Source organism: Mycetocola manganoxydans, from assembly GCF_003667545.1.
In the GTDB taxonomy this organism is placed as follows: domain Bacteria; phylum Actinomycetota; class Actinomycetes; order Actinomycetales; family Microbacteriaceae; genus Mycetocola_A; species Mycetocola_A manganoxydans.
Genome location: NZ_RCUV01000006.1, coordinates 23,960 through 47,218, shown reverse-complemented (window position 1 = coordinate 47,218; position 23,259 = coordinate 23,960). Strand labels below are relative to the sequence as shown.

The 23,259-nt window shown below is 62.9% G+C and carries 17 protein-coding genes; 2 read left to right on the top strand and 15 right to left on the bottom strand.

Translation table 11 applies throughout. The features are described from left to right. The 15 genes from D9V29_RS05765 to rpoB all read right to left on the bottom strand — a co-directional run bounded on the left by D9V29_RS05765 (window position 1) and on the right by rpoB (window position 21,899). Window positions 1-732 (bottom strand): hypothetical protein, encoded by a 732-nt coding sequence (locus D9V29_RS05765; protein ID WP_121672389.1) that lies wholly within the window; start codon window positions 730-732, stop codon window positions 1-3. Continuing rightward, on the bottom strand, window positions 729-1,778 hold the full coding sequence (gene pilM / locus D9V29_RS05760) for a type IV pilus assembly protein PilM (protein ID WP_121672388.1): 1,050 nt from the start codon (window positions 1,776-1,778) through the stop codon (window positions 729-731). Before pilM ends, D9V29_RS05765 begins: the two co-directional genes overlap by 4 nt. A gap of 24 nt (window positions 1,779-1,802) precedes the next feature. Continuing rightward, window positions 1,803-2,675 carry a prepilin peptidase gene (locus tag D9V29_RS05755; protein ID WP_229790489.1) on the bottom strand — a complete coding sequence of 291 codons (873 nt, stop codon included), beginning with the start codon at window positions 2,673-2,675 and terminating at the stop codon, window positions 1,803-1,805. Next, a complete protein-coding gene (locus tag D9V29_RS05750) occupies window positions 2,672-4,402 on the bottom strand; it encodes a hypothetical protein (RefSeq protein WP_229790488.1) in 1,731 nt (576 codons plus the stop codon). Before D9V29_RS05750 ends, D9V29_RS05755 begins: the two co-directional genes overlap by 4 nt. A 56-nt stretch (window positions 4,403-4,458) precedes the next feature. Next, on the bottom strand, window positions 4,459-5,154 hold the full coding sequence (locus D9V29_RS05745; protein ID WP_121672386.1) for a PilW family protein: 696 nt from the start codon (window positions 5,152-5,154) through the stop codon (window positions 4,459-4,461). Then, entirely contained in the window at window positions 5,154-6,545 is a 1,392-nt protein-coding gene (locus tag D9V29_RS05740) for a hypothetical protein (RefSeq protein WP_121672385.1), read from the bottom strand. The genes D9V29_RS05745 and D9V29_RS05740 overlap by 1 nt, the downstream gene beginning before the upstream one ends. 136 nt (window positions 6,546-6,681) lie before the next feature. Beyond that, the gene (locus D9V29_RS05735; RefSeq protein ID WP_121672384.1) at window positions 6,682-7,113 is read right to left on the bottom strand and encodes a type IV pilin protein; all 432 of its coding nucleotides are present in this window, start codon (window positions 7,111-7,113) and stop codon (window positions 6,682-6,684) included. Between the two features lie 178 nt (window positions 7,114-7,291). Further along, window positions 7,292-8,521: a type II secretion system F family protein gene (locus D9V29_RS05730; protein WP_121672383.1), complete on the bottom strand. Its 1,230-nt coding sequence runs from the start codon at window positions 8,519-8,521 to the stop codon at window positions 7,292-7,294. Further along, window positions 8,522-10,057, bottom strand: coding sequence for a type IV pilus twitching motility protein PilT (locus D9V29_RS05725; RefSeq protein ID WP_308428568.1), 1,536 nt, complete (start codon window positions 10,055-10,057; stop codon window positions 8,522-8,524). A 102-nt stretch (window positions 10,058-10,159) separates the two neighbouring features. Then, window positions 10,160-11,830 carry a GspE/PulE family protein gene (locus D9V29_RS05720; RefSeq protein WP_121672382.1) on the bottom strand — a complete coding sequence of 557 codons (1,671 nt, stop codon included), beginning with the start codon at window positions 11,828-11,830 and terminating at the stop codon, window positions 10,160-10,162. A 156-nt stretch (window positions 11,831-11,986) separates the two neighbouring features. After that, entirely contained in the window at window positions 11,987-12,766 is a 780-nt protein-coding gene (locus D9V29_RS05715) for a hypothetical protein (RefSeq protein WP_121672381.1), read from the bottom strand. 127 nt (window positions 12,767-12,893) lie between these two features. Then, the gene (locus D9V29_RS05710; RefSeq protein ID WP_121672380.1) at window positions 12,894-13,529 is read right to left on the bottom strand and encodes a hypothetical protein; all 636 of its coding nucleotides are present in this window, start codon (window positions 13,527-13,529) and stop codon (window positions 12,894-12,896) included. Window positions 13,530-13,668: 139 nt separating this feature from the next. Next, entirely contained in the window at window positions 13,669-14,313 is a 645-nt protein-coding gene (locus D9V29_RS05705) for a hypothetical protein (protein WP_121672379.1), read from the bottom strand. Window positions 14,314-14,480: 167 nt separating this feature from the next. Continuing rightward, the gene (locus D9V29_RS05700; RefSeq protein ID WP_121672378.1) at window positions 14,481-18,362 is read right to left on the bottom strand and encodes a DNA-directed RNA polymerase subunit beta'; all 3,882 of its coding nucleotides are present in this window, start codon (window positions 18,360-18,362) and stop codon (window positions 14,481-14,483) included. Between the two features lie 45 nt (window positions 18,363-18,407). Then, window positions 18,408-21,899, bottom strand: a complete 3,492-nt coding sequence (rpoB, locus tag D9V29_RS05695) for a DNA-directed RNA polymerase subunit beta (protein ID WP_121672377.1) — start codon at window positions 21,897-21,899, stop codon at window positions 18,408-18,410. A gap of 389 nt (window positions 21,900-22,288) precedes the next feature. Here rpoB and D9V29_RS05690 point away from each other — a divergent pair, with 389 nt between their 5' ends. Beyond that, a complete protein-coding gene (locus tag D9V29_RS05690) occupies window positions 22,289-22,786 on the top strand; it encodes a hypothetical protein (protein WP_147436224.1) in 498 nt (165 codons plus the stop codon). Between the two features lie 155 nt (window positions 22,787-22,941). After that, the gene (locus D9V29_RS15235; RefSeq protein WP_183084926.1) at window positions 22,942-23,241 is read left to right on the top strand and encodes a DUF559 domain-containing protein; all 300 of its coding nucleotides are present in this window, start codon (window positions 22,942-22,944) and stop codon (window positions 23,239-23,241) included. The last annotated feature ends 18 nt before the right edge of the window (window positions 23,242-23,259 follow it).

Genomic DNA, 23,259 nt, shown 5'->3' with positions numbered 1-23,259 from the left:
TCAGTCCTCTTCCTTCGCCACAGCGTCTTTTTCGGCGTCCGCGGCTTCCTTCTTGGCTTCCTTCTTGGCTGCCTTCTCCTCGTCGGAGATGAAGCGTTCCGACCACGCCCGCTCGTCGATGTGCATCGTGACGTAGGTTTCGTAGAGCCGGGTGTCGTCGTCAAATTCAATGGAGTCAGGGTTCGCATCGGCGTGCCCGGGCAGCGCACTCAAGGCGACCAGCCAGGCATCCGTGTCGGGCAGAGCAGATGTCCACGCTCCGAATCTCAGCGTGGCGACGCGCATCCCGAGGAGTGGAGCGTCAGGTTGTTCGTAATCGGTGAGGGGGGATGCCGCGTCAATCGTCACTTCCATGATCAACACGTTGTCGGGCAGGCTCGCCTCGATCTTGTCGATGTAGGCCTTCCAGTCCACCTCGGTCGCCGCGCCGACACGCTGACCCGCTTCGACGGACGCGAGTTCGTCCTGCACCACCCGCACTTCGGTGTATTTCTGTTGCTCGACAAGCAGCTCGTTGGTGCGCTCCTGCGCGGCAACAAGCTGAATCGCCGACGTCAGGGACAGGTAGTAACTCGCGCCCGTTCCGACGAACACGAGCAGCACAACCCCGAGGACTCCCCAGATGAGTTTGCGGCGAGTGCGCTTGCCCTTGTGCTCCTGGCGGATCTCCGGCGGCAGGAGATCTGCTCGTGGCGCACCCCCGACGATCAGACTCTCGTTGATCTTGCTCATGCCGCACTTCCTAAGGCGAGGCCGAGCGCGACGAGGATGCTCGACTTGTTCTGACCAAGCTGCTCGGGCCTGAATGATTTCGCCAGCCCGAGGCTGGCGAACGGATCCGCGGGGACAACCGGGGTTCGCGTCAACTCAGCGAGAGCATCCGGCAAACCGCTCAGTTGCGCTCCACCTCCGGTGAGCAGGATGCGTTCGACACGGGCATCCGGTCGGGCCTGGCTGAAATAGTCGAGCGTGTTGCGTGCGCTGCTAAGGAGCTCGCTCGTCACCTCATTGATGATCTCCATCGGGCGCTGGAACTGTGGGTCGTCGACTCGCGTCCGCAGGCCGACACCGCGCTTGATTCCTTCTGCCTGCAGTGAGTCGATTTCCAGCCGCTGCGCGAGCGCCGTGGTGAGGTCATCCCCACCGGCCGGAATGATTCGGAGGAATTGCGGCACGCCATTCGATGCAATCACGATCGTCGTGGCGCTCGCGCCGATGTCGACGATCGCGACGGTCCCCGCCCCTGCACCTTCGCGCAGGAGAGCGCGGGTCAGGGCGAACGGGATGAGGTCGACCCCCAACGTCGTCAGGCCGGACTTCTCCACAGCTCGAACGTTCCCGAGCACCGCCTCCTTGATGGCGGCAATCAGGAGTCCGTGGACGACAGGACCGCCCTCGGTCTGTTCTTCCGACACCGGATAGAAGTCGAGCATCGCCTCCGTCACCGGGACCGGCAACAGTTCCTGAACCTGGTACGGCAGCGCCTCACGAATGCGTGTCTGCGACATCTTCGGGAGAGTGAGGTCACGGGCCAGAACCCGCTGGTTGCCCATCCCGATGACGACGTTCTTACTGGTGAATCCACCGGTGGACCACAACTGCTTGAGAACCGACGAGACGGTATTCGGCTCGATCACTTCACCGCGGTTGACAGCGCCAGCGGGCAGCGGCAGCTCCGAATACCGCATCACGGTCGGTTTGGCTTTGTCCGGGTCCCGGAGCTCGACCGCCCGGATGGCGGCGCTCCCGATATCGATACCCACAACGTTGGTAGACATGTTTCTCCTCGTGCTTTCCCGTACCTAGGCCACGCCGAGCAGCGAGAGATAGGAAGTCCATAGTGTGTTGCCGGCGAAAATTCCGGTCCAGGCCCCGACGAGCATCCAGGGTCCGAAGGGGATACCGCTCTTCCGGCCCGCCTTCTTGAGAATCACGAGCGCGATGGCGTAAATACCGCCGAAGAAGAACGCCGCGAACGCGCCCACAAGAAGCGCACCCCAACCGACGAAGCCGAGGTAGATACCGAGAACACCCGCGAGCTTGACGTCGCCGAAGCCCATGCCGCCCGGGTAGAGCATCGCCATCAGGAAGTATGCGAACCACATCGCCCCCATCCCGATCCCGGCACGGACGAGAGCATCCACATCACCGTTGAGGATGCCGGCGGCCGCCAGCAACACTCCCCCGACGACGTAGCTCGGCAGAACGATCGCATTGGGAAGCTTGTGCGTGTCGAGGTCGATCAAAGCGAGTGCAACGCTGACGCCGGCGAGCCACAGAAATGCGACCAACACAAGCACAGATCCGGTGATTGAGCCTGTCGAAATCTCGGACCCCGAGAGAGCGTCAGCTCCCCCCGCTACAACCCACCACCAGACGCCGACAATCCCGAAGAAGACGCCAACGCCCGCTTCAACCAGGGGATACCTCTTGGAAATTGGCTCACGGCAGGAACGACACTTGCCGCCAAGCACGAGCCACGACAGGACGGGCACGTTGTCATAGGCCTTGATTTCGCTGTCACACCCGGGGCACGCGCTCGGCGGCGAGACCACCGACAGGCCATTCGGAACGCGGTACACGACGACGTTGAGAAAGGAGCCGATCAGCAGCCCGAAGACTCCGATGAACACCGTCCCGGTGATGAGTACGACGTTCTGCTCGAGGCCGGTCACGGTGCCGACCCGTCCGCGTTGTAAGCGTTCCCGACACTTCCGATCTGGCTCACGCCATACGTGGTGGAGGTGGGAGAGAGGAACTTGGGAGGCGCTGTCACCCGAAGCCGGAGATCGTAGTTGTAACTCTTGTCGTACCCGGTGCTCCCCGTTGTGGCGACGGGCCCACGGAACACTTGCGCAATCGCGCCGTTTACGGTCAACGTGCCGCGCTTGCTTGATCCTTTGTCGTAATTTTGGACCGAAAAGGAGTGAGCAACGGCGAGGATTGCCGCGTTGATCGTGCGGTTAGCATCAAGCTCAAATTCAGAGCGGTCACATGTCGTCGTCGGGTTACCCCGCCAATCCGTGTCGTATCTTGTGCATTTGATTGGATTCCAGACCCAAACCGAGTTGCCGCCAACGAGCCCGAGGATGTTGGTCCCGGCGTCCTTGTAGAGAAGATCATTGACGACGTAAACATAGTTCTGAGCCGCGATCGTCATCGTGCCCTTCAACGTTCCCTCGACATATGCATCGCCCTTGCGGCAGCCGTAGTGAGCTGGGGTCACGGCAGCGGGCGCTACCTCGTCCCTCATCGGGTACCGCGATGCAGCGGCGCCCGACGAGAAGACCCAGCCGCCCTTCGTAGCGTTCGAGTCTCCGTTGGTGCAGGAGAACGAGGTCGGATAGACGCCGGTGGCGGTGTAATTTTTGTCCACTGACGTCGTCGGCACGTCCTGAACGTAGACGAGGTTCTCGTTGATGACGTCGATTTCAGCACCGCCCGGTGACCCGAGATTCCCGTTCGTCGTCCCCGGTTGACCACATTTAGCGGGATTTGTGCCGGAAGACGAGTTGTTCCCAGCCACATTGGTGAATTTCGTGTACGGCGAAATCACCCGCATCTTGCCTGTGTCGAGAAGGGTTATTTGGGTTGGGCCCGTGTACAAACACCCCGGTCGCGGTACGTCCTGCGGCAGGTCGGAGCGCGTTTCACGCTTCATCTCTGCATTGGTCGGTGGCATTCCGATTGTTTGACTTGTCTTAGGTTGACCGGCTTCGAATACAGGACTTGTGCACGCTTTTTCGAAGTTCGGTGATTTGTTGTTAGCCGTGGTTACTTCGCCTTTGAACCGGCCGCACAGGCTCAGAGTGTCATTGGAGTGCATGGGGCCGTTCATCTCATCGGACGGCGCGAATTGAATCTTGGTGCAGGAGTTGGCCTTCTCCCAACTCCAAGAAGGTGTGCACGATGCGCCACCCTGGCTCGGATCCCTCACCTCGTAGTTCGTGAAGTAGAGAAAATCAATGAAGCCCTTTTGCTTCAGGTCGGCGACGACTGTGCGAGTAGTCGTTCCCACCCTCCCCGTCGATCGAAGAGTCAGCACTCCCTTTGCGGAGTATTTAGAGTTATCGACCTCGTATCGGAAGTTCGCTCTCGCGTCGCTTCCCGGGACAGAGGCCCACGTTCCTGCCTTACCGACACCAAAAGCGGGGTTCGCAGGCGCGGTTGGAAGCGAAACGGAACTGCCCGAGGCGGCCGAGAACGACGAAGCTGGATTGCCGTACTTGCTGTAGGTGCTGTCGTTCGCGAGCCGGTTCTGGTATTCCTCGACCCCGGCATACGCAGCGGCCAGAGCCGCGTTCCAGTCTTCACTGGATTTGGAACTCCTCGTTCCGCTGACGGCTATCGTCACCGCTGTCGTAGCTACCATCATCATGACGGCGCCGAGAACGATGACCATGACGAGAGCTGCACCCTCCTCGCCACGCCACCGCAAGAATCGCGACACTGAATACCTCATTCGGTCCTGACCTCTCCGAGGTTGGGCACGCCGACCGTATTGACCAGTTCAACGATTTCGCCCGCCGCACCACCTTCGGCTTCGACACGCATGGTGATGATGACCGATCGAACTTTCTCCAGATTTGCCGCGATGATCTTGTTGCCCGCACCCATGGGTATCGGGGTTCCGGTGCTGTCGAGATACGTGAAGAGCGAGGTGCCCCCCGCCTCCGGAATGAGAAGCGAGCCGCTGAGGTTTCGGGTCGAGACAGTCGCACTGGCTGGCCAGGAGTAATACCCGTCCGATACGGAAGCGGTCCAACGCTGCTCGATCAGCTGCCGTTGTGCGTTGACCGTGAAACCGACTTTCACCGGGGCCAGCACAGATCCGGTTGACGACAGAACTGAGTGAATGGTCATGGACTCTGGCGAGGCGGCGGCAAAGGCCGCCAGCGGCACGATGTTATTTCTCACCGGAACGGATGCTCCGTTGCGAATAACCAGGGCCAACTCGTTCATAGCGTTCGAGGCTGTCTTGCTGCTGGCGTCGATTCCCTGGCTCATGCTCGCCGCCTTCGTGAGACTGCTCAGTAGTGCGATCACGACGGTCATGACGATCGACAGCAGGAGCATCGCAACGAGCAACTCAACCATTGTGATGCCCCGTTCGGTTCCCGTTCGCGCCCGCGCGACGCGAGTTCGAACGGCCATCACGGGGTCACCGAGCGAGGATCAAGTGTGAAGACGGAGGACCCTGGCGCAGGTTGCGCGGAGGTCTGCACGGTCACTCGGCTCGTGTTGAGCCAGAGCGGGGAGCGCCCGTCGGCGTGGGTGCTCGAGTAGAACTTCCACGCGCCGAACGGGAGACCCACTGTCACGGTATTTCCTACGCCGCTCGGTATCACCGCGCTCCCAAATTTGTGCGTGACCGGCTGCATACAAGCGGGGCGTCCAGATGATGGATCCGCTCCTGAGATCACCCGCTCAGCGAAGAGCCAACGGGCGGCCGTGGTGTCGCCTTTGATCGTTACGACTCCCACTGGAACTGAGATGTCAACCGGCGTGGGAGGAACCGTACCCACCAGGCTCGGCAGATGTCCTATCTTCGGCGGGGTAACGGACACATCGTCGAGCCAGGAGGTCGGATCGACGACCGTGCAAGGTTTTGTCGCGGTTTCAACAGCAAACGCTCCTGTCACCATCTGGTAGCCCGCAGTCTGTGGGTAGAGCTTCAACGTCGACGAAAGATCCCTCACGACGGGAGTGTCACCGCCGAAAATGCTCACATCCATGGTGGACGGCACGATAATCGGACCGGGGAGTGGCGATACCGGTGTCGGCATGGCTGCGTACTTGACGTTGTATGTCGCCGCGGTGTCGTAGGCGAACAGCACGGCTGTTGATTGGCCAGCAAGAACGGTCACCGGCTGCGTCGGTGAGGGATTGTGGAGGTTGTCGACGTGATCAGCTTTGGACAGCGAGACGTTGTACGTCCCGGGAACCACTTTAAGGAGATAGCTGCAGCCGTCCGAGTCGGTCTTCGGAGCTGTTGTCGTCACCGGTCCGCCTCCTGCGGTGGCCGCCGCGCTCACGACGACGCCAGGGGTTCCCTCCCCGGACGCCCCTTTTACAGACACGAGAATCGTTCCTGTCGTCGGTTCGTTGATGCGGCTGCCGGGCGTCAGAATGGTGTCCGATCGAACCTTGGCCGACGTGTTGCCCGGCCAGGTCACCGTCACATTGACGCGCTTGTACTGGAGGGCGCCGCCGGCAGTGCTGCAGCTCACATCGGTGCCCGCGGTGGAGACCCATGAGATGGAGCGCTTCACCGTGAACGGGGTGTTGTCCACTGTTTTTGTTTCAGTCCTGGACAGAACCTTGAAGACGTCGTCGTACGAGCGAGCGAGGTCGATCTCGCTGGCGGCGAGATTGGTAGCCGCAACCCGGGCGCGGGAATCGGATGTCATGGTGAGAACACCCGTGATCGACATGGAGACACCGACAGCGATCATTGCGAAAACCATCATGGCGACCACGAGTTCGATGAGGGTGAGACCGCCGTCGTGGTTGTCTTGCCCGATTTTCGAGGAAGCATGCTGCACTGGGTGCCACCTCCTTCCGGTGCGACGGGCTGGCGGTCTATGCCCTTAGATTTCGACCCCGCTGCTGGAACTGGTAGGGCACCGCCTGACCAGGCGGCGCCCTACCAGCGCGATCAATGACTACGGCGAGCTCTTGCTATGAGCATGCTCCGGGCTTGACGCCACCATCAGAGTTGATGTGGAAGAACTTGGTCGTCTCGTCCTTACGAGCAGCCTCAATACAGAAGTTCTCGGCTGCGGTCGTTGTACCTCCGAAAGCGATGGATCCAGGAGCAGTGTTGTCTCCCTCAGTGAATCCGAGAGTTCCGAGGGTCGCCTTGTCCAGAGTCGGCATAGCGTTTTCCTGTGTGTAGTACGCGACTACGGCGATTTTGGCGTTGGTGAGGTCCGACTGCACCGCGCTGTCCTTGGCGTTGTTCTGGACGCCGATGTAGATCGGGATCGCAATCGCGGCGAGAACGCCGATGATGATGACGACGACGAGAAGCTCGATCAGGGTGAAGCCCTTTTCCTTCTCCTGGATGGTCTTGTAACGAGCCGCGAGAGCAGCGGTGAGGCGAGAAACCATGAGGCTTTCCTTCTGATTGAGGGGGTACTGGCTGGTGCAGGGGAGAGCCAGACCGGCCCACCGATCTATGACTTTATGGGAGCCAGCCCCTTCGTGAAGACACGCCTATGGGGGTATATTGGGCATTTCTCGCCCCCAGAGCGGGGGCTGTTGAGCATATAGCTGAGGGAATCTCAGGTTATTGCATCAAAGTGGCGATGTTGAAGACCGGCAGGTAGAGCGCCACGATCATGCCACCGACGACGATGCCGAGGAACGCGATCAGCAGCGGCTCGATCAGCGACGTGAGCTGGTCGGTCATCGTCTTGACCTCCTGGTCGTAGAAGTCGGCGATCTTGTCGAGCATCTGCTGCAACGCACCCGAGTCCTCACCAACGGCGACCATCTGGATCACCATGGGCGGGAACACCGCTTCCTCGGCCAGCGGCGCAGCAATGGACTTGCCCTGGCGCACCGAGTCCTGCACCTTCACCAATGAGCGCTCGATGACGTAGTTGCCCGACGTCTCGCCGACGATCTGAAGAGACTGCAGGATGGGTACGCCGGCCCCGATCATGTCGGCGAAGTTCCGAGAGAACCGTGCGACGGCGAGCTTGGTCATGAGCATCCCGAACACGGGCATCTTGAGCTTGAGCGGATCGAGCGCCTTGCGAACACCTTCGGTGTGCTTGTTTTTCTTCCACCAGATCGACCCGACGATCGAGACCACGAGGATGAGCGGCCCGAGCCAGATCATCTGCTCCGACAGCGTCACGAGGATCTGCGTCGGCAACGGCAAGCTGCCGCCCATCCCCTCGAACATGTCCTTGAACACGGGCACGATGAAGATGAGCATGCCGGCAACCGCAAGCACCACCATCCCAACAACGACGATCGGGTAGGTCATCGCGCTCTTGATGCTGTTCTTGAGCTCCGACTCCTTCTCGAAGTTCTTCGCGACCGTGTCGAGCGCCTTGTCGAGGAACCCGCCCGTCTCCCCCGCCTTGACCATGTTGATCATGATTGGCGGGAAGTCCCGGTCGTGCTTGCGCATGGCATCCGACAGGGAGACACCGGTCTCGACGTCGTCGCGCACCGTCACCAGGATCTTCGCCAGCGGCTTCGACTCCGTCTGCTCGGCCAGAATCGACAGGGTGCGCATGAGCGACAACCCGGCGCTCGTCATGGTCGACATCTGCCGGCTCATGATCGCAAGGTCCTTGAGCGTCACACCCTTGGAGAAACCGGGGATCGTGATCTCACGGCTCAGTCCGGTACCGTCTGGCGCCGCATCGATCGACACGGGTGAGAGCCCCATCGTGCGCAGGCGAGCCGCAACGGCCGCCTCGCTCGAGGCATCCAGCTTGCCCTTGACGATCTTGCCTGCAGCGTCGCGTCCCTTGTACGCGTAACCGACGGTGGTTGCCATCTATCGCTCCAGTCTCGCGGAGTAGGTGTCGCCGAAGTCGATCCCGGACTGCTGCATGGCTCGCGTCGACTGCTCGGTCGGCGATTGCACGCCGTTCAGCATGCGCGTGAAGCCCTCGGGGTCGTGGGCTTTCGCCTCCGCAGCCTGCCGGGTCACCCGGCCGCTGTTCACGAGTTCAGCGAGGTGCTGGTCCATCGTGTGCATGCCCAGCTCCTTGCCTGCCTGCATGGCGGAGAGGATCTGGTACGTCTTGCCCTCCCGGATGAGGTTCGACAGCGCCGGTGTGATTACCATGACCTCGGTGGCGACGACGCGGCCGGAACCACTCGCCTTCGGTACGAGCGTCTGGCTCACAACCCCCTGCAACGTACCGGCGAGCTGCACGCGAACCTGATCCTGCTGGTGCGACGGGAACACGTCGATGACACGGTCGATCGTCTGCGCGGCATCCTGCGTGTGCAGCGTGGCGAACACGAGGTGACCGGTCTCCGCCGCGGTGAGGGCGACCGAGATCGTCTCGAGGTCGCGGAGCTCACCGATGAGGATGACATCGGGGTCCTGCCGCAGCACGTGCTTGAGCGCGTTCGCGAAGCTGTGCGTATCCGCACCCACCTCACGCTGGTTGACGATCGACTTCTGGTTCTTGTGCATGAACTCGATCGGGTCCTCGACCGTCACGATGTGGTCGGCGCGCGTACGGTTCACGAGGTCGATCAGCCCGGCGAGCGTGGTGGACTTACCCGAGCCGGTCGGACCGGTGACGAGCACGAGCCCACGGGGCAGCGCAGCGAACCGGCTGACCGAATCGGGCACACCGAGGTCGCTCAGTCGCTTGATCTCGGTCGGGATGAGACGGAACGCCGCCCCGATGACGCCCCGCTGCATGTAGTAGTTCACACGGAAGCGGCTCTCCTCCGTCAGCGTGTGCGCGAAGTCGAGCTCGAGCACCTCGTAGAACAGCTCGCGCTGTTTGTCGTTGACGATCGCGGCGAGCTCAGCCGTCATCTTCTCGCGCGACCACGGCGCGGCGCCGTCGATCGCACGCAGGCCACCGTTCACGCGGACCATCGGCGGAGCATCCGCCGTCACATGCAGGTCGGACGCACCGAGCCGAACGACCGTGTGCAGCGCCTCGGCGAGCGAGATCTCGTGCAGCTCGGCGGGTTCCGGTTCGGCCTGCCCGTACGAGGAACGACCAGCGGATGCCGCCGCCTCCTGCGCGAGCCGGTTCAGTTCGCTTCTGCTCATGGGCTGCCCGGTCGGGTCGGGGTATGCGGCAACAGACGGGGTGGGTGCGGCATACGCCATGGTGGCTGCAGCGGGGGCGGGTGCGGCATACGCCATGGTGGGTGCAGCGGGAGCGGGCGGCGCAGCCGCAGGCACGACCTCGGGCGGTGCCGCCGCGAAACCGGCGTCGAACTCGGGCGGAAGGGCAGCCGAGGCTTCGGCGCGGCTCCGACGACGGATGCCCGGGGTCCAGCCGTCGACATTTGCTCCCGGCGGCAGAACCGGAATCTCGTAAATTGGGTCGCTCAAGCGTCCACTCCCTCTGTGTGCTTTTTGCTGTGTGTGCAGTTGTGCTGTGTGTTGGCAGAAATGTGTAGCTGGCAGATACGTCTGAATGCAGAAAACTGTGGGCTAGACGACGACGCGGAGGATCTCCTCGAGCGACGTGAGCCCCATCGTCGCTTTGGTGAAGCCGTCCTCGCGGAGCGTGAGCATCCCCTGCTCACGCGCGACCCGGCCGATCTCGGCGCTCGACTTGCGGGCGACAGCGAGCCGCTCGATCTCCTCGGTCACCGTCATGACCTCGTGCAGCGCGATCCGGCCACGGTAGCCGGTCATCGAGCACTGCTGGCAGCCCATCGGCTTGAACAGCCCGGGCATGCGCCGGCTGATCTGCACCTGTGGGAACTTCAATCGAGCGAGGTCCTCGTCCGTGTACTCGGCGGGCTCCTTGCAGCGATCGCAGAGCCTGCGGGCGAGACGCTGGGCGACGACACAGTCGAGCGCCGACCCGACGAGGAACGGCTCGATGTCCATCTCGGTCAGCCGCACGACAGCACTCGGTGCGTCGTTGGTGTGCAGGGTCGAGAGCACGAGGTGGCCGGTGAGCGAGGCTTCAATCGCGATCTGCGCGGTCTCGTGGTCACGGATCTCACCGAGCAGGACGACATCCGGGTCCGATCGCAGGATCGACCGCAGTGCGCTCGCAAAGGTGAGCCCCGCTTTCGGGTTCACCTGCACCTGGTTGATGCCCTTCATGCGGTACTCGACCGGGTCCTCGACGGTGATCACATTGATCTCCGGCCGGGCGACCGAGTTGAGCGTCGTGTAGAGCGTCGTCGACTTGCCCGACCCTGTCGGACCGGTGACGAGGATCATGCCGTACGGCTTGGAGTATGAGGCCTTGTACGCCTCGAAGTTCCGGTCGAGCAACTGCAGGTCGCGCAGGTCGAGGCTCGTGTTCGAGTTGTCGAGGATTCGCATGACGACTTTCTCGCCCCACACGGTCGGCAGCGTCGCGACGCGGAGGTCGATCTTGCGACCGCCGTGCATGACAGACATCCGGCCGTCCTGCGGCTTGCGCCGCTCGGCGATGTCGATGTCGCTCATGATCTTGAGCCGCGAGATGACACCGTTCTGGATGCTCTTCGGTGCGCTCTGCATCTCGTGCAGCACCCCGTCGATGCGGTACCGCACGCGGAGTTCGTACTCCCCCGGCTCGATGTGGATGTCCGACGCGTTGTCCTGGATCGCCTGCGACACGAGCAGGTTCACGAACCGGACGATCGGGGCCTCATCGTCGTGCGCGTCGCCGATGGCGAGGTCAGACTCCTGGGGTCCTGACTCCTCCTCGAGCGTCGTCGTGAGATCGCTGAGTTCACCGTCGGCGCGGAGGTAACGGTCGATCGCAGCGAGCAGGTCAGCCTTCTCCGCGAGCACGGGCTCCACGCGGAGGTGGGTGGCGGCGCGGATGTCGTCGATCGCGAACACGTTGCCCGGGTCGACCATGGCGAGCTTCAGCACTTTGCCGTCGAGCGTGATCGGCAGCACGTCGTGCCGTCGGCACAGCATCGCGGGCACGAGGCTCACGGCGGTGCGGTCGACGGGGTACTCGAGAAGCTCAACGAATCCGATGCCCGCCTGGGTCGCGCGGGCGCGGGCGAGCTGAACCGGAGTGACGAGGCCCTGCGTGACCAGGCCGGACAGCGCCGTCTCGTCGTCGGCCTGGCTGCGGCTGACTCGATCGAGCTGGTCGAACGGCAGGATGCCCTGAAGGATCAGGGTTTCCATGATGGATGCCATATCGATCACCTCCGGGTACAGGCAGCCTTGCAAAGCTACTTGGGCGTCGGCACCCCGGCACAGTCCCCCGTTGGGGATTGGACAGCCCCCATTCGCGTGACGCGACACGAAACACGAGGGCGGATGCCGCGGCATCCGCCCTCGTGTTTCCCTCGGTCAGCCCCAGAGAGCGTCGACCATGTCGGAGGTGTATCCGCGGGGTGCGATGTTCGCCCAGAACGTGCAGAGCCAGACGTTGCCGCGAAGGAAGTGGGTTTCACCCCACGCTTCGCCCTCCTCGGTGTCGCTCGTGACGCAGCGAGTGCCGCCGTCGCGGTCTTCGCAGGCGAAGCCGACGGAACGAAGAGTCTGTTCAGCGGCGTCGGCTTGTTCCGCAGAGACCTCGTTCACCTGAGTCAGCAGCCCGAAGTGCCCGGCAGACCCCCACGTACAGGCCAGCCCGGGCAGCCCCTCCTGCAGCGCGGCGACCGGCGCGATCTTCGAGAACGGGGGGTCGAGCGTCGTGCCGTCGTTGAGCGGCAGCTCCTCGTCGACCGAGAGGTACTCGAACATGGACGCGCTGTAGAGATCGACGCACTCGTCGGGAATCTCGATCGTCTCCAGGTCGACGGGCAGCACGGGGACTGGCGTCATTTCTGAGTCGCGAGGTGGGGCAGGAATGGGAAGATCTTCGCGCGGCTGCTCCGCCACCGGGAGCCGATCCTCCGCGACGGGCGGCAACGGGATGGCTGGGTCGGATACGACTCGCTCCTCTGCCGCAGGCGTTGCCACCGGCGGCGGCGCGGCCGCGGTACCGAAAGCGTAGGCCGCGGTCATACTTCCGAGAAGAAGGGCGGAGACGACGGCTCCGGTCAGTATCGCCCGGCGGCGGCGCTTCGGAGAATCCCCGATCGGTTGAGATGGTGGGAACGCTCCGTCCCGGCCGTCGTGTGACATGAGGTTTCCTCCGCTTGCCTGATATTGCTCAAGCTATCGAAGGGAGTCGGGCGGCGATAGGAGCACCAGATCACGATCCGGTGTCGTTCCCGCGGCGGGATCGCAGGAGGGTGCGCCCGACACCTGCTTACGCCCACATGGTTGCGATGATGTCCTCGGTGTAGCCGGTGATGTCGGCGTTGATCCAGAAGGTCGACACCCAGATGCCATCGCGGAGAAAGTGCGACTCTCCCAGGAGGAACTCCTTCTCTCCCTCGCTCCTGAACTCGCATTTGGTTCCGCCACTCTCGTCACCGCACGCAAACGCACTCGAGGTCAGCATCTCCAGAACGGCAGCGGACTGTTCCGCCGTGACGGCGGCGACCCCGGTGACGATTCCGACCGGTCCGGCCACTCCCCACGTGCACCGCAGCGGGTCGAGCGTGCGGAGGAGTTCCTCGACACCCTCCGTGTTCGAATAGTTCGGGTCCGCCATGCTCGCGTCGTTGAGGGGTGCGTGCTTGCTCGACAGCGCCGCGATCAGTTCGCCGCTGTAGATCTCCTCGCACGACGTCGGAACGGTCACGGGCTCCGGCGTAGGCGTGGGTACCGGCGTTGCTGCCGGTGTCCGGTCCTCGTCCGAGGCGGGAGGGGGCGCAGCATCCGGCGGTGACGACGCGCCGCACGACGTGAGGAACAGTGAAACCAGGAGCACGGTCGCACAGACACCGGCACGAGCGGATGCCGTTCGCCGGGTTGACGGGGACGCTGCGGCGGTGCGCATGAGGAGCCTCTCTCGAAACGATCCCCTCGCCCCGCCAGCGTATCCCCGCGACCGGGAAAGCGGAAGGGTCACAGGGACGCCGGCTGATGGCATCCGTGCGGGTAAGAACGCACTACATTGGCGCGCGCGGAGGTTCGAGCTAGCCCCAGATCGCGTTGACGATGTTCTCGGTGTACCCGCGGATCGGCGCGTTCACCCACAGGGTCGACAGCCAGACGTCCTCGCGGAGAAAGTGGGATTCGCCCACGGTGTTGCCCTCGAGCTCTTCGCGGTTGACGCAACGCGTTCCCTGGAGTTGCTGGTAGCAGTCGTATCCGTTCGACTCCATGATGGCCTGGGCTTCGGTCGACTGCTCTTCGGAGACCTTGGCGACCGCGGTCACGATGCCCATCTCACCGGCTCCGCCCCATGTGCACTGCAGGTACTCGACCGACCGCACCAGCTCTTCGAGCTCGTCGACGTTGGAGAAGTTCGGGTCCGCCATGGACGGGTCGTTGAGCGGAGGCATGTCGTCCTGGAGGCCCGCGAACATGTCGGGACCGTAGATGTCCTCGCACTCGCCGGGGATGATCGTGCCGACCGGCGTGGGTTCCGCAACGGCGGACGGCGTGGGGCGGGGCCCCTCCTCCGTCGCGGTGGGAGTCGGGGCGGAGGCGTCGTCTGGGGGTGTTGCGCCGGAGCATCCGCTCACGAATGCGACGGTGAGGAACGCTGCGGCTCCCGCCGTCGCGATGCGGCGCATGACACGCCCGCGCACGGTCGAGGGTGATGCTGCTTGACGCATGTCTCTCCACTTTCAGTACTGGTGTTCGCCCGCGAGCCTACCCGTGCGGCGCCGTGCTCGCGAAGTCGTCGACGCCGCAGTCGGGTAACGATTAATGACAGAAAGGCCCCGGCCGAAGCCGGGGCCTTTCGTGCTCAGCTACTCAGTAGCCGTGCCGGGAGAACAACTTAGTTGTAGGTTCCCGGGGTGAAATCGTCGTTCGAGAAGGTGTCGAAGTCGACGAATCCGAGGTCGGACTCGTCGAACACACCATCCGTTGCGAAGATGCGGTTCGGGTAGCGCTCAGCCTTCGCCTCTTCCGTCGCCTCAACGGTGACGTTGCGGTACTTGCCGAGGCCGGTACCAGCGGGGATGAGCTTACCGATGATGACGTTTTCCTTGAGGCCGAGCAGAGGATCGCTCTTGCCTTCCATGGCGGCCTGCGTCAGAACGCGGGTCGTCTCCTGGAACGAGGCGGCGGACAGCCACGACTCGGTCGCAAGAGAAGCCTTGGTGATACCCATGACTTCCTGGCGGGCGGATGCGGTCTTCTTGCCCTCGGTGAGAGCAGCGCGGTTCAGCTCGTTGTACTTCATCCGGTCGACAAGCTCACCCGGCAGGAGTCCGGTGTCACCGTGGTCAACCACGGTCACCTTGCGGAGCATCTGGCGGACGATGACTTCGATGTGCTTGTCGTGGATCGGCACACCCTGCGAGCGGTAGACGCCCTGGACGCCACCGACGAGGTGCTTCTGAACTTCGCGGACACCGAGAACCCGGAGAACTTCCTTCGGGTCGACGGCACCGAGGTGCAGCGGCTGACCGAGCTCGACGTGCTGCCCGTCCTCGATGAGGAGAGTTGCACGCTTGAGCACCGGGTAGATCACTGCCTCGTCGCCGTTGTCCGGCGTGAGGATGACCTTGCGGCTCCGGTCGGTGTCTTCGATCGTGACGCGGCCGGGGGCCTCGGCGATCGGAGTCGCACCCTTGGGGGTACGAGCCTCGAAGAGCTCCTGCACACGGGGAAGACCCTGCGTGATGTCATCAGCGGATGCCGATCCACCGGTGTGGAACGTACGCATCGTGAGCTGGGTTCCCGGCTCACCGATCGACTGGGCCGCGATGATGCCGACGGCCTCTCCGATGTCGACGAGCTGTCCGGTGGCGAGTGAACGGCCGTAGCAGGCTGCACACACTCCGACGGAGGACTCACAGGTCAGGACCGAGCGCACCTTGATGCTCTCGACACCGGCCTCGACGAGCTTGTCGATGAGAACGTCTCCGACGTCAGCACCGGCCTCGGCGACAACGGTGCCCTTCGGGTCGACGGCCTCAGCGGCGAGCGAACGGGCGAACACGGAGTTCTCCACGTTTGCGTCACGCACGAGGGTTCCGGTGGAGTCGACAGCGGCGATCGCGAGCTCGAGGCCCTTGGTCGTTCCACAGTCTTCTTCGCGGATGATGACGTCCTGCGACACGTCGACGAGTCGACGTGTGAGGTAACCCGAGTCGGCCGTACGAAGCGCCGTGTCTGCCAGTCCCTTACGAGCACCGTGGGTTGCGATGAAGTACTCCGCAACACTCAGGCCCTCGCGGTACGAGGAGATGATCGGGCGAGGGATGATCTCACCCTTCGGGTTGTTCACCAGGCCTCGCATACCCGCGATGTTGCGGATCTGCAGCCAGTTACCACGAGCACCGGATGTCACCATGCGGTTGATCGTGTTGTCCTGGGGGAAGTTCGCCCGCATGGCCTCTGCGACCTTTTCGGTTGCTTCGGTCCAGATCTTGATGAGCTCCTGGCGACGCTCGGCGTCGGTCGTGAGTCCCTTCTCGAACTGGCCCTGAACCTTCGCGGCCAGCTTCTCGTAGCCCTGGACGATCTCGCGCTTGTTCGGCGGGGTGAGAACGTCGCTCAGTGCGACGGTGACGCCGGAGCGGGTTGCCCAGTGGAAACCGGCATCCTTGATGTTGTCCAGCGTTGCTGCGACGACGGTCTTCGGGTACCGCTCGGCGAGGTCGTTGACGATCGACGAGAGCTTGCCCTTGTCTGCAACGTCCTCGACGTACGGGTAGTCCGCCGGGAGCGCCTCGTTGAAGAGAGCGCGGCCGAGGGTCGTCGTGACAAGTGCCACTCCGCTGCCGTCGTAACCTTCGGGGCCTTCGCCCTTGCCGAAGGTGATGTCGTGCAGGCGGATCCGCACCTTGGCGTTGAGGTCGAGCGTCTTCTGGTCGAACGCGAGAATTGCTTCCGCGATCGAGGAGAACGCACGGCCTTCGCCCTCGACACCCTCCTTGAGGGTGGTGAGGTGGTGCAGGCCGATGATCATGTCCTGCGTGGGCAGGGTGACCGGGCGGCCGTCGGACGGCTTGAGGATGTTGTTCGACGCGAGCATCAGGATGCGGGCTTCGGCCTGTGCCTCAACGGAGAGCGGCAGGTGGACAGCCATCTGGTCACCGTCGAAGTCTGCGTTGAACGCAGCACAGACGAGCGGGTGCAGCTGGATGGCCTTACCTTCGACGAGCTGAGGCTCGAAGGCCTGGATGCCCAGGCGGTGCAGCGTTGGAGCGCGGTTCAGCATGACCGGGCGCTCGCGGATGATCTCTTCGAGAACGTCCCAGACCTCGGGACGGCTGCGCTCGACCATGCGCTTCGCGGCCTTGATGTTCTGAGCGTGGCTCAGGTCGATCAGGCGCTTGATCACGAACGGCTTGAACAGCTCGAGAGCCATCTGCTTCGGAAGACCACACTGGTGCAGCTTGAGCTGCGGACCGACGATGATGACCGAACGACCGGAGTAGTCGACGCGCTTTCCGAGCAGGTTCTGGCGGAAACGACCCTGCTTACCCTTGAGCATGTCGCTCAGGGACTTGAGGGCACGGTTTCCCGTTCCTGTGACCGGACGACCGCGGCGGCCGTTGTCGAACAGTGCGTCGACGGCCTCCTGAAGCATGCGCTTCTCGTTGTTGACGATGATCTCGGGGGCACCGAGGTCAAGAAGCCGACGAAGACGGTTGTTGCGGTTGATCACACGACGGTAGAGGTCGTTGAGGTCGGAGGTCGCGAAGCGGCCACCGTCGAGCTGCACCATCGGGCGCAGTTCGGGCGGGATCACCGGGACGACATCGAGAACCATGGCGGCCGGCGAGTTGCCGGTCGACAGGAACGAGTTGACGACACGGAGTCGCTTGATGGCACGGATCTTCTTCTGACCCTTGCCCTCGGCGATCTGCGTGTGCAGCAGTTCGCTCTCGGCGGCCAGGTCGAAGCTCAGGAGACGCTTCTTGATGGCCTCTGCACCCATGAACGCTTCGAAGTACAGGCCGAACCGGTCCTGCAGTTCGTGGAAGACGGCATCCTCAGGCTTGAGGTCGCCGACCTTGAGGGTGCGGAAGTCTTCCCACACACGCTCGAGGTGAGCGATCTGCTCGTCGTACGACTTGCGGGCCTGGCTCATCTCCTTTTCGGCGGCGTCCTTGGTGCGACGCTTCTGGTCGGCCTTGGCACCTTCGGCTTCGAGGGCGACGAGGTCGTCTTCGAGCTTCTTCAGCCGGTCGGCGATGCGGGAGTCCCGCTGGTCGCCGAGCGTCTTGATTTCAAGGCGGATCTCGTTCTCGAGTCCTGGCATGTCCTGGTGACGAGCATCCTCGTCAACGGAGATGACCATGTATGCAGCGAAGTAGATGACCTTTTCGAGGTCCTTCGGTGCCATGTCGAGCAGGTATCCCAAGCGCGACGGAACGCCCTTGAAGTACCAGATGTGGGTGACGGGCGCAGCCAGCTCAATGTGCCCCATGCGCTCACGGCGCACGGAGGACTTGGTGACCTCAACGCCACAGCGCTCGCACACGATGCCCTTGAAGCGGACACGCTTGTACTTGCCGCAGGAGCATTCCCAGTCACGGCTCGGTCCGAAGATCTGTTCGCCGAACAGACCATCCTTCTCGGGCTTCAGCGTGCGGTAGTTGATTGTCTCGGGCTTCTTGACCTCACCGTACGACCAACGACGGATGTCGTCAGCGGTAGCCAGGCCAATGCGAAGCTCGTCAAATGTTGTTACGTCGAGCAATTTCTCTCCTAAAGAAAGGTCTCTGAAGTCTTCGGTTGGCCAGGCTTAGATCTCGTCGATTGACGAGGACTCGAACCTGGAGGAAATGTTGATTCCGAGTTCTTCCGCTGCGCGGAAGGCGTCGTCGTCGGTGTCCTTGAGGCTGACCGCGGTGCCGTCGGCAGACAGCACTTCCACGTTCAGGCAGAGGGACTGCATTTCCTTGATCAGAACCTTGAAGGACTCGGGGATACCCGGCTCCTGGATGTTCTCACCCTTGACGATGGCCTCGTACACCTTCACGCGGCCGAGGATGTCGTCCGACTTGATGGTGAGGAGTTCCTGGAGCGCGTACGCCGCGCCGTAGGCCTCGAGGGCCCACACTTCCATCTCTCCGAACCGCTGGCCACCGAACTGTGCCTTACCACCGAGCGGCTGCTGGGTGATCATCGAGTACGGTCCGGTCGAACGAGCGTGGATCTTGTCGTCGACGAGGTGGTGCAGCTTCAGGATGTACATGTAACCGACTGAGATCGGCTCCGGGAACGGCTCGCCGGAACGGCCGTCGAACAGGTTGGCCTTTCCGCTTGAGCCGATGAGGCGGTCGCCGTCACGGGTGACCGTGGTCGAGTCGAGGAGACCTGCGATCTCGATCTCGGACGCACCGTCGAACACCGGCGTTGCAACCTTCGTGCCAGGGGCAGCTTCGAGCGCTTCGGCCGGGAGACCCTTTGCCCACGCCGGCTTTCCTTCGACCTTCCAGCCCTGCTGAGCGATCCAGCCGAGGTGGAGTTCGAGGACCTGGCCGAAGTTCATTCGACCCGGAATACCGAGCGGGTTGAGGATGATGTCGACCGGGGTTCCGTCTTCGAGGAACGGCATGTCCTCGATCGGCAGAATCTTCGAGATGACACCCTTGTTGCCGTGACGACCGGAGAGCTTGTCACCCTCGGTGATCTTGCGCTTCTGGGCGATGTAGACAACGACGCGGCGGTTGACGCCCGAGCCGAGCTCGTCGTCGCCGTCTTCGGCGTTGAACTCCTTGACGGCGATGATCGTGCCGCGCTCACCGTGGGGAACCTTCAGGGACGTGTCGCGAACTTCGCGGCTCTTCTCGTTGAAGATCGCGCGGAGCAGGCGCTCTTCGGCGGAAAGCTCGGTCTCGCCCTTCGGCGTGACCTTTCCGACGAGGATGTCACCGGGGCGGACTTCGGCGCCGATGCGGATGATTCCGCGCTCGTCGAGGTCCTTCAGGAGCTCAGGGCTGACGTTCGGAAGGTCACGCGTGATCTCTTCCTTACCCAGCTTGGTGTCGCGGGAGTCGACCTCGTACTCCTCGATGTGAATCGAGGAGAGGGTGTCGTCCTTCACCAGGTTCTGGCTCAGGATGATCGCGTCCTCGAAGTTGTGGCCTTCCCATGACATGAATGCCACGAGGAGGTTCTTTCCGAGTGCGAGCTCGCCGTTCTCCGTTGCTGGACCGTCTGCGATGACCTCGCCGGCCTCGATGCGGTCGCCCGCTGAGACGATGACGCGGTTGTTGAAGCTCGTGCCCTGGTTGGAGCGGTCGAACTTGCGCAGGTAGTAGTCCTGTGTTCCACCCTCGTCGAGCTGGACGGTGACGACCTCGGCCGACACCTCCATGACGACACCGGGCTTGTCGGCGGTGATCACGTCGCCGGCGTCGATGGCTGCGTAGCCCTCCATACCGGTTCCGACGATCGGCGACTCCGAGCGGAGCAGCGGGACAGCCTGACGCTGCATGTTCGCACCCATGAGCGCGCGGTTTGCGTCGTCGTGCTCGAGGAACGGGATGAGGCTCGTCGCGACCGACACCATCTGGCGAGGCGAAACATCCATGTAGCCGATGTCCTCAGCCGGGAACAGGTCGACCTCTCCGCCCTTACGGCGGGCGAGAACGCGGTCCTCGGTGAAGCGGCCATCGTCCTTCAGCGGTGCGTTGGCCTGGGCGACGATGTAGTCGTCCTCTTCCATTGCCGTGAGGTAGTCGATGTCCTTCGTGACCAGTCCGTCGACGACGCGACGGTACGGGGTCTCGATGAAACCGAATGCGTTGATGCGAGCGAACGACGCGAGCGAACCGATCAGACCGATGTTGGGGCCTTCAGGGGTTTCGATCGGGCACATGCGGCCGTAGTGGGACGGGTGAACGTCTCGAACCTCGACACCTGCACGCTCACGTGACAGTCCACCGGGGCCAAGAGCCGACAGGCGGCGCTTGTGGGTGAGGCCCGCGAGCGGGTTGTTCTGGTCCATGAACTGCGACAGCTGCGAGGTACCGAAGAATTCCTTGATCGCGGCGACGACGGGGCGCACGTTGATCAGGGTCTGCGGGGTGATCGCTTCGATGTCCTGCGTGGTCATGCGCTCGCGAACGACGCGCTCCATGCGGGACAGACCGGTGCGGACCTGGTTCTGGATGAGCTCGCCGACGGCGCGGATACGACGGTTTCCGAAGTTGTCGATGTCGTCGATGTCGAGGCGGATCTCAGCCTTCTTGCCGTCGCGCAGACCGGTGAAGCTGGTCTCACCCGAGTGCAGGCGAACGAGGTACTTGATCGTCTCGACGATGTCGTCGACGGTCAGGACCGAGTCGCTCAGCGGAGCGTCGAGGCCGAGCTTCTTGTTGATCTTGTAACGGCCGACCTTCGCGAGGTCGTAGCGCTTGCCGTTGAAGTAGAAGTTGTCGAGGAGCGCGCGGGCAGCCTCAGCGGCGACCTGCTCTCCCGGACGGAGCTTGCGGTAGATGTCGCGAAGCGCGTCTTCCTTGGTGAGGATTGTGTCCTTCTCGAGGGTGAGCTCGATCGACTCGAAGCCCTTGAACTTCTCGAGGATGTCTTCGCTCGTCAGGCCGAGGGCCTTGAGGAACACGGTGACCGACTGCTTGCGCTTGCGGTCGATGCGAACGCCGACCTGGTCGCGCTTGTCGATCTCGAACTCGAGCCATGCACCACGGCTCGGGATGATGCGAGCAGAGAAGATGTCCTTGTCGGAGGTCTTCTCCTGGGCGCGGTCGAAGTAGACGCCGGGGCTACGAACGAGCTGGGACACGACGACACGCTCGGTGCCGTTGATGATGAACGTTCCCTTTTCGGTCATGAGCGGAAAGTCGCCCATGAACACGGTCTGAGTCTTGATCTCACCGGTGAGGTGGTTCATGAACTCTGCCTCGACGTAGAGAGGAGCGGCGTAGGTCTTGCCACGCTCCTTGCACTCGTCGATCGAGTACTTCTCCGGCTCCAGGAAGGGGCTGGTGAAGCTCAGCTGCATCGTCTCGCCGAGGTCCTCGATGGGTGAGATCTCCTCGAAGATCTCGTCGAGTCCGGAGTGAGTCGGCAGGTCCTGGCGTCCGGCCTTCGTGGCTTCTTCGACGCGTGATTTCCACACGTCGTTGCCCACGAGCCAGTCAAAGCTCTCGGTCTGCAAAGCAAGCAGATCCGGAACCGTCAGGGTGTCGGTGATCTTCGCGAACGACAGACGCGATGCGTCGCGGCCGTTCTTGGGTGAGTTGGTGGATGCGTTGCGCGCAGCAGCCAAGGAAATAACCTCCGTGGGCCCTCGTACAGGCTCTAGTTACTGGTAGTAATGGAGAACTCGTCAAACGCCATCAAAAATGGTGCGTCTTTCTTGAGAAAGAAACACTGGGCCGACCGCAATATGAAGGCATAGGGAACGTCTGGGAGCGCAAAGATCAATCATAGGTCTTCTGACGCGCCGTGTCCAGCACGTTCCTTGACGAGTTCCGCTCCCTGCGGTATAACCGTGGGCTCGAGTTGCCCACTCTCGCGAGTGTGGGGCGCGGATTACCCGTGAATCCGGGCAACTCGCGAGATGCTGGGTTCCTCACAGGTCCCGCAACCGCCCGGCGGATTCACAGTATCCGTACCGGCATCCGCGCGAAGCGGTATGCGTCGCACGCTGACGGTATGACCCGACGAACCCCTCTCCCCGCTGACCTCACCGACCGACCGTTCTCCACGACGGAGGCTCGCGCTCACGGTGTCAGCCCCGGCCGCCTTTCGGCCAACGACCTCGTCACTCCTTTCTCGCGGGTGCGGATGCCGGCTTCGCACCCGCAGGAAGGACGTAATGTCTTCGAGACTCACCGCGACCTCACGCGACAACTGTGCAGGGCGTACGCGCTGCGGATGCCGCAGGACGCTTTCTTCTGCGGGCCGACAGCGGCGCTCCTCCACGGCATCCCCATACCCACCATGCCGGCGGAAATACCGGCCCTGCACGTCGGGCTACCGAAAAACACGCGTGCCGTCCATATCGTCGGAGTGTCCGGCCATAGCTACGACATCCACCCCGACGAGGTCATCGTCAGGGACGGCTGCCGACTCACCTCCCTCGAGCGCACCGGTGTGACCTGGCTCGAACGCTTGCGCTCGGCGACCTGGTCGCAGCGGGCGACTGGCTGATCTATTGGCGGTCCGCTCGGACGAATCTCGCGCGGCTCGCGGCTGCCGTCGCTGGATACTCCTCGCAGCGGGGCGTCAAAAAGCTACGACTCGCCTTCACCCTGCTGAACGGCCATGCCGAGTCGCCACGTGAGTCACGACTGCGGGTCGAGATCGTGCTCGCGGGCCTGCCGAACCCGGAAGTGAACGTCGAATTGTTCGACTCCCACGGTGTTTTCCTTGCCCGCGCGGACCTCCTCTTTCGAGCATTCGGGCTCATTCTCGAATACGAGGGCCTCCAGCACCTCACAGATCGGGCGCAATGGCAACGGGATATCGACCGAACTCACGCACTCGAGGACGAGGGGTGGCGCATTATTCGCGTCACCGCCGAAGACCTGCGCGATCCTCGCCGCCTGATCGAGCGCATCCGTCGCCACATCGCTTCGCGAGTTGCCCAGTCTCGCGGGTTGTGAGCGGCGAACACCCGCGAA

Excerpts from the sequence above, each read along its gene's own strand:
- D9V29_RS05750 (WP_229790488.1), bottom strand. The coding sequence starts at position 4,402 with ATGGTCATCGTTCTCGGCGCCGTCATGATGATGGTAGCTACGACAGCG.
- D9V29_RS05710 (WP_121672380.1), bottom strand. The coding sequence starts at position 13,529 with ATGCGCACCGCCGCAGCGTCCCCGTCAACCCGGCGAACGGCATCCGCT.
- D9V29_RS05745 (WP_121672386.1), bottom strand. The coding sequence starts at position 5,154 with ATGGCCGTTCGAACTCGCGTCGCGCGGGCGCGAACGGGAACCGAACGG.
- D9V29_RS05730 (WP_121672383.1), bottom strand. The coding sequence starts at position 8,521 with ATGGCAACCACCGTCGGTTACGCGTACAAGGGACGCGACGCTGCAGGC.
- D9V29_RS05690 (WP_147436224.1), top strand. The coding sequence starts at position 22,289 with ATGACCCGACGAACCCCTCTCCCCGCTGACCTCACCGACCGACCGTTC.
- D9V29_RS05720 (WP_121672382.1), bottom strand. The coding sequence starts at position 11,830 with ATGGCATCCATCATGGAAACCCTGATCCTTCAGGGCATCCTGCCGTTC.
- D9V29_RS05735 (WP_121672384.1), bottom strand. The coding sequence starts at position 7,113 with ATGGTTTCTCGCCTCACCGCTGCTCTCGCGGCTCGTTACAAGACCATC.
- D9V29_RS05715 (WP_121672381.1), bottom strand. The coding sequence starts at position 12,766 with ATGTCACACGACGGCCGGGACGGAGCGTTCCCACCATCTCAACCGATC.
- D9V29_RS05705 (WP_121672379.1), bottom strand. The coding sequence starts at position 14,313 with ATGCGTCAAGCAGCATCACCCTCGACCGTGCGCGGGCGTGTCATGCGC.
- pilM (WP_121672388.1), bottom strand. The coding sequence starts at position 1,778 with ATGTCTACCAACGTTGTGGGTATCGATATCGGGAGCGCCGCCATCCGG.
- D9V29_RS05765 (WP_121672389.1), bottom strand. The coding sequence starts at position 732 with ATGAGCAAGATCAACGAGAGTCTGATCGTCGGGGGTGCGCCACGAGCA.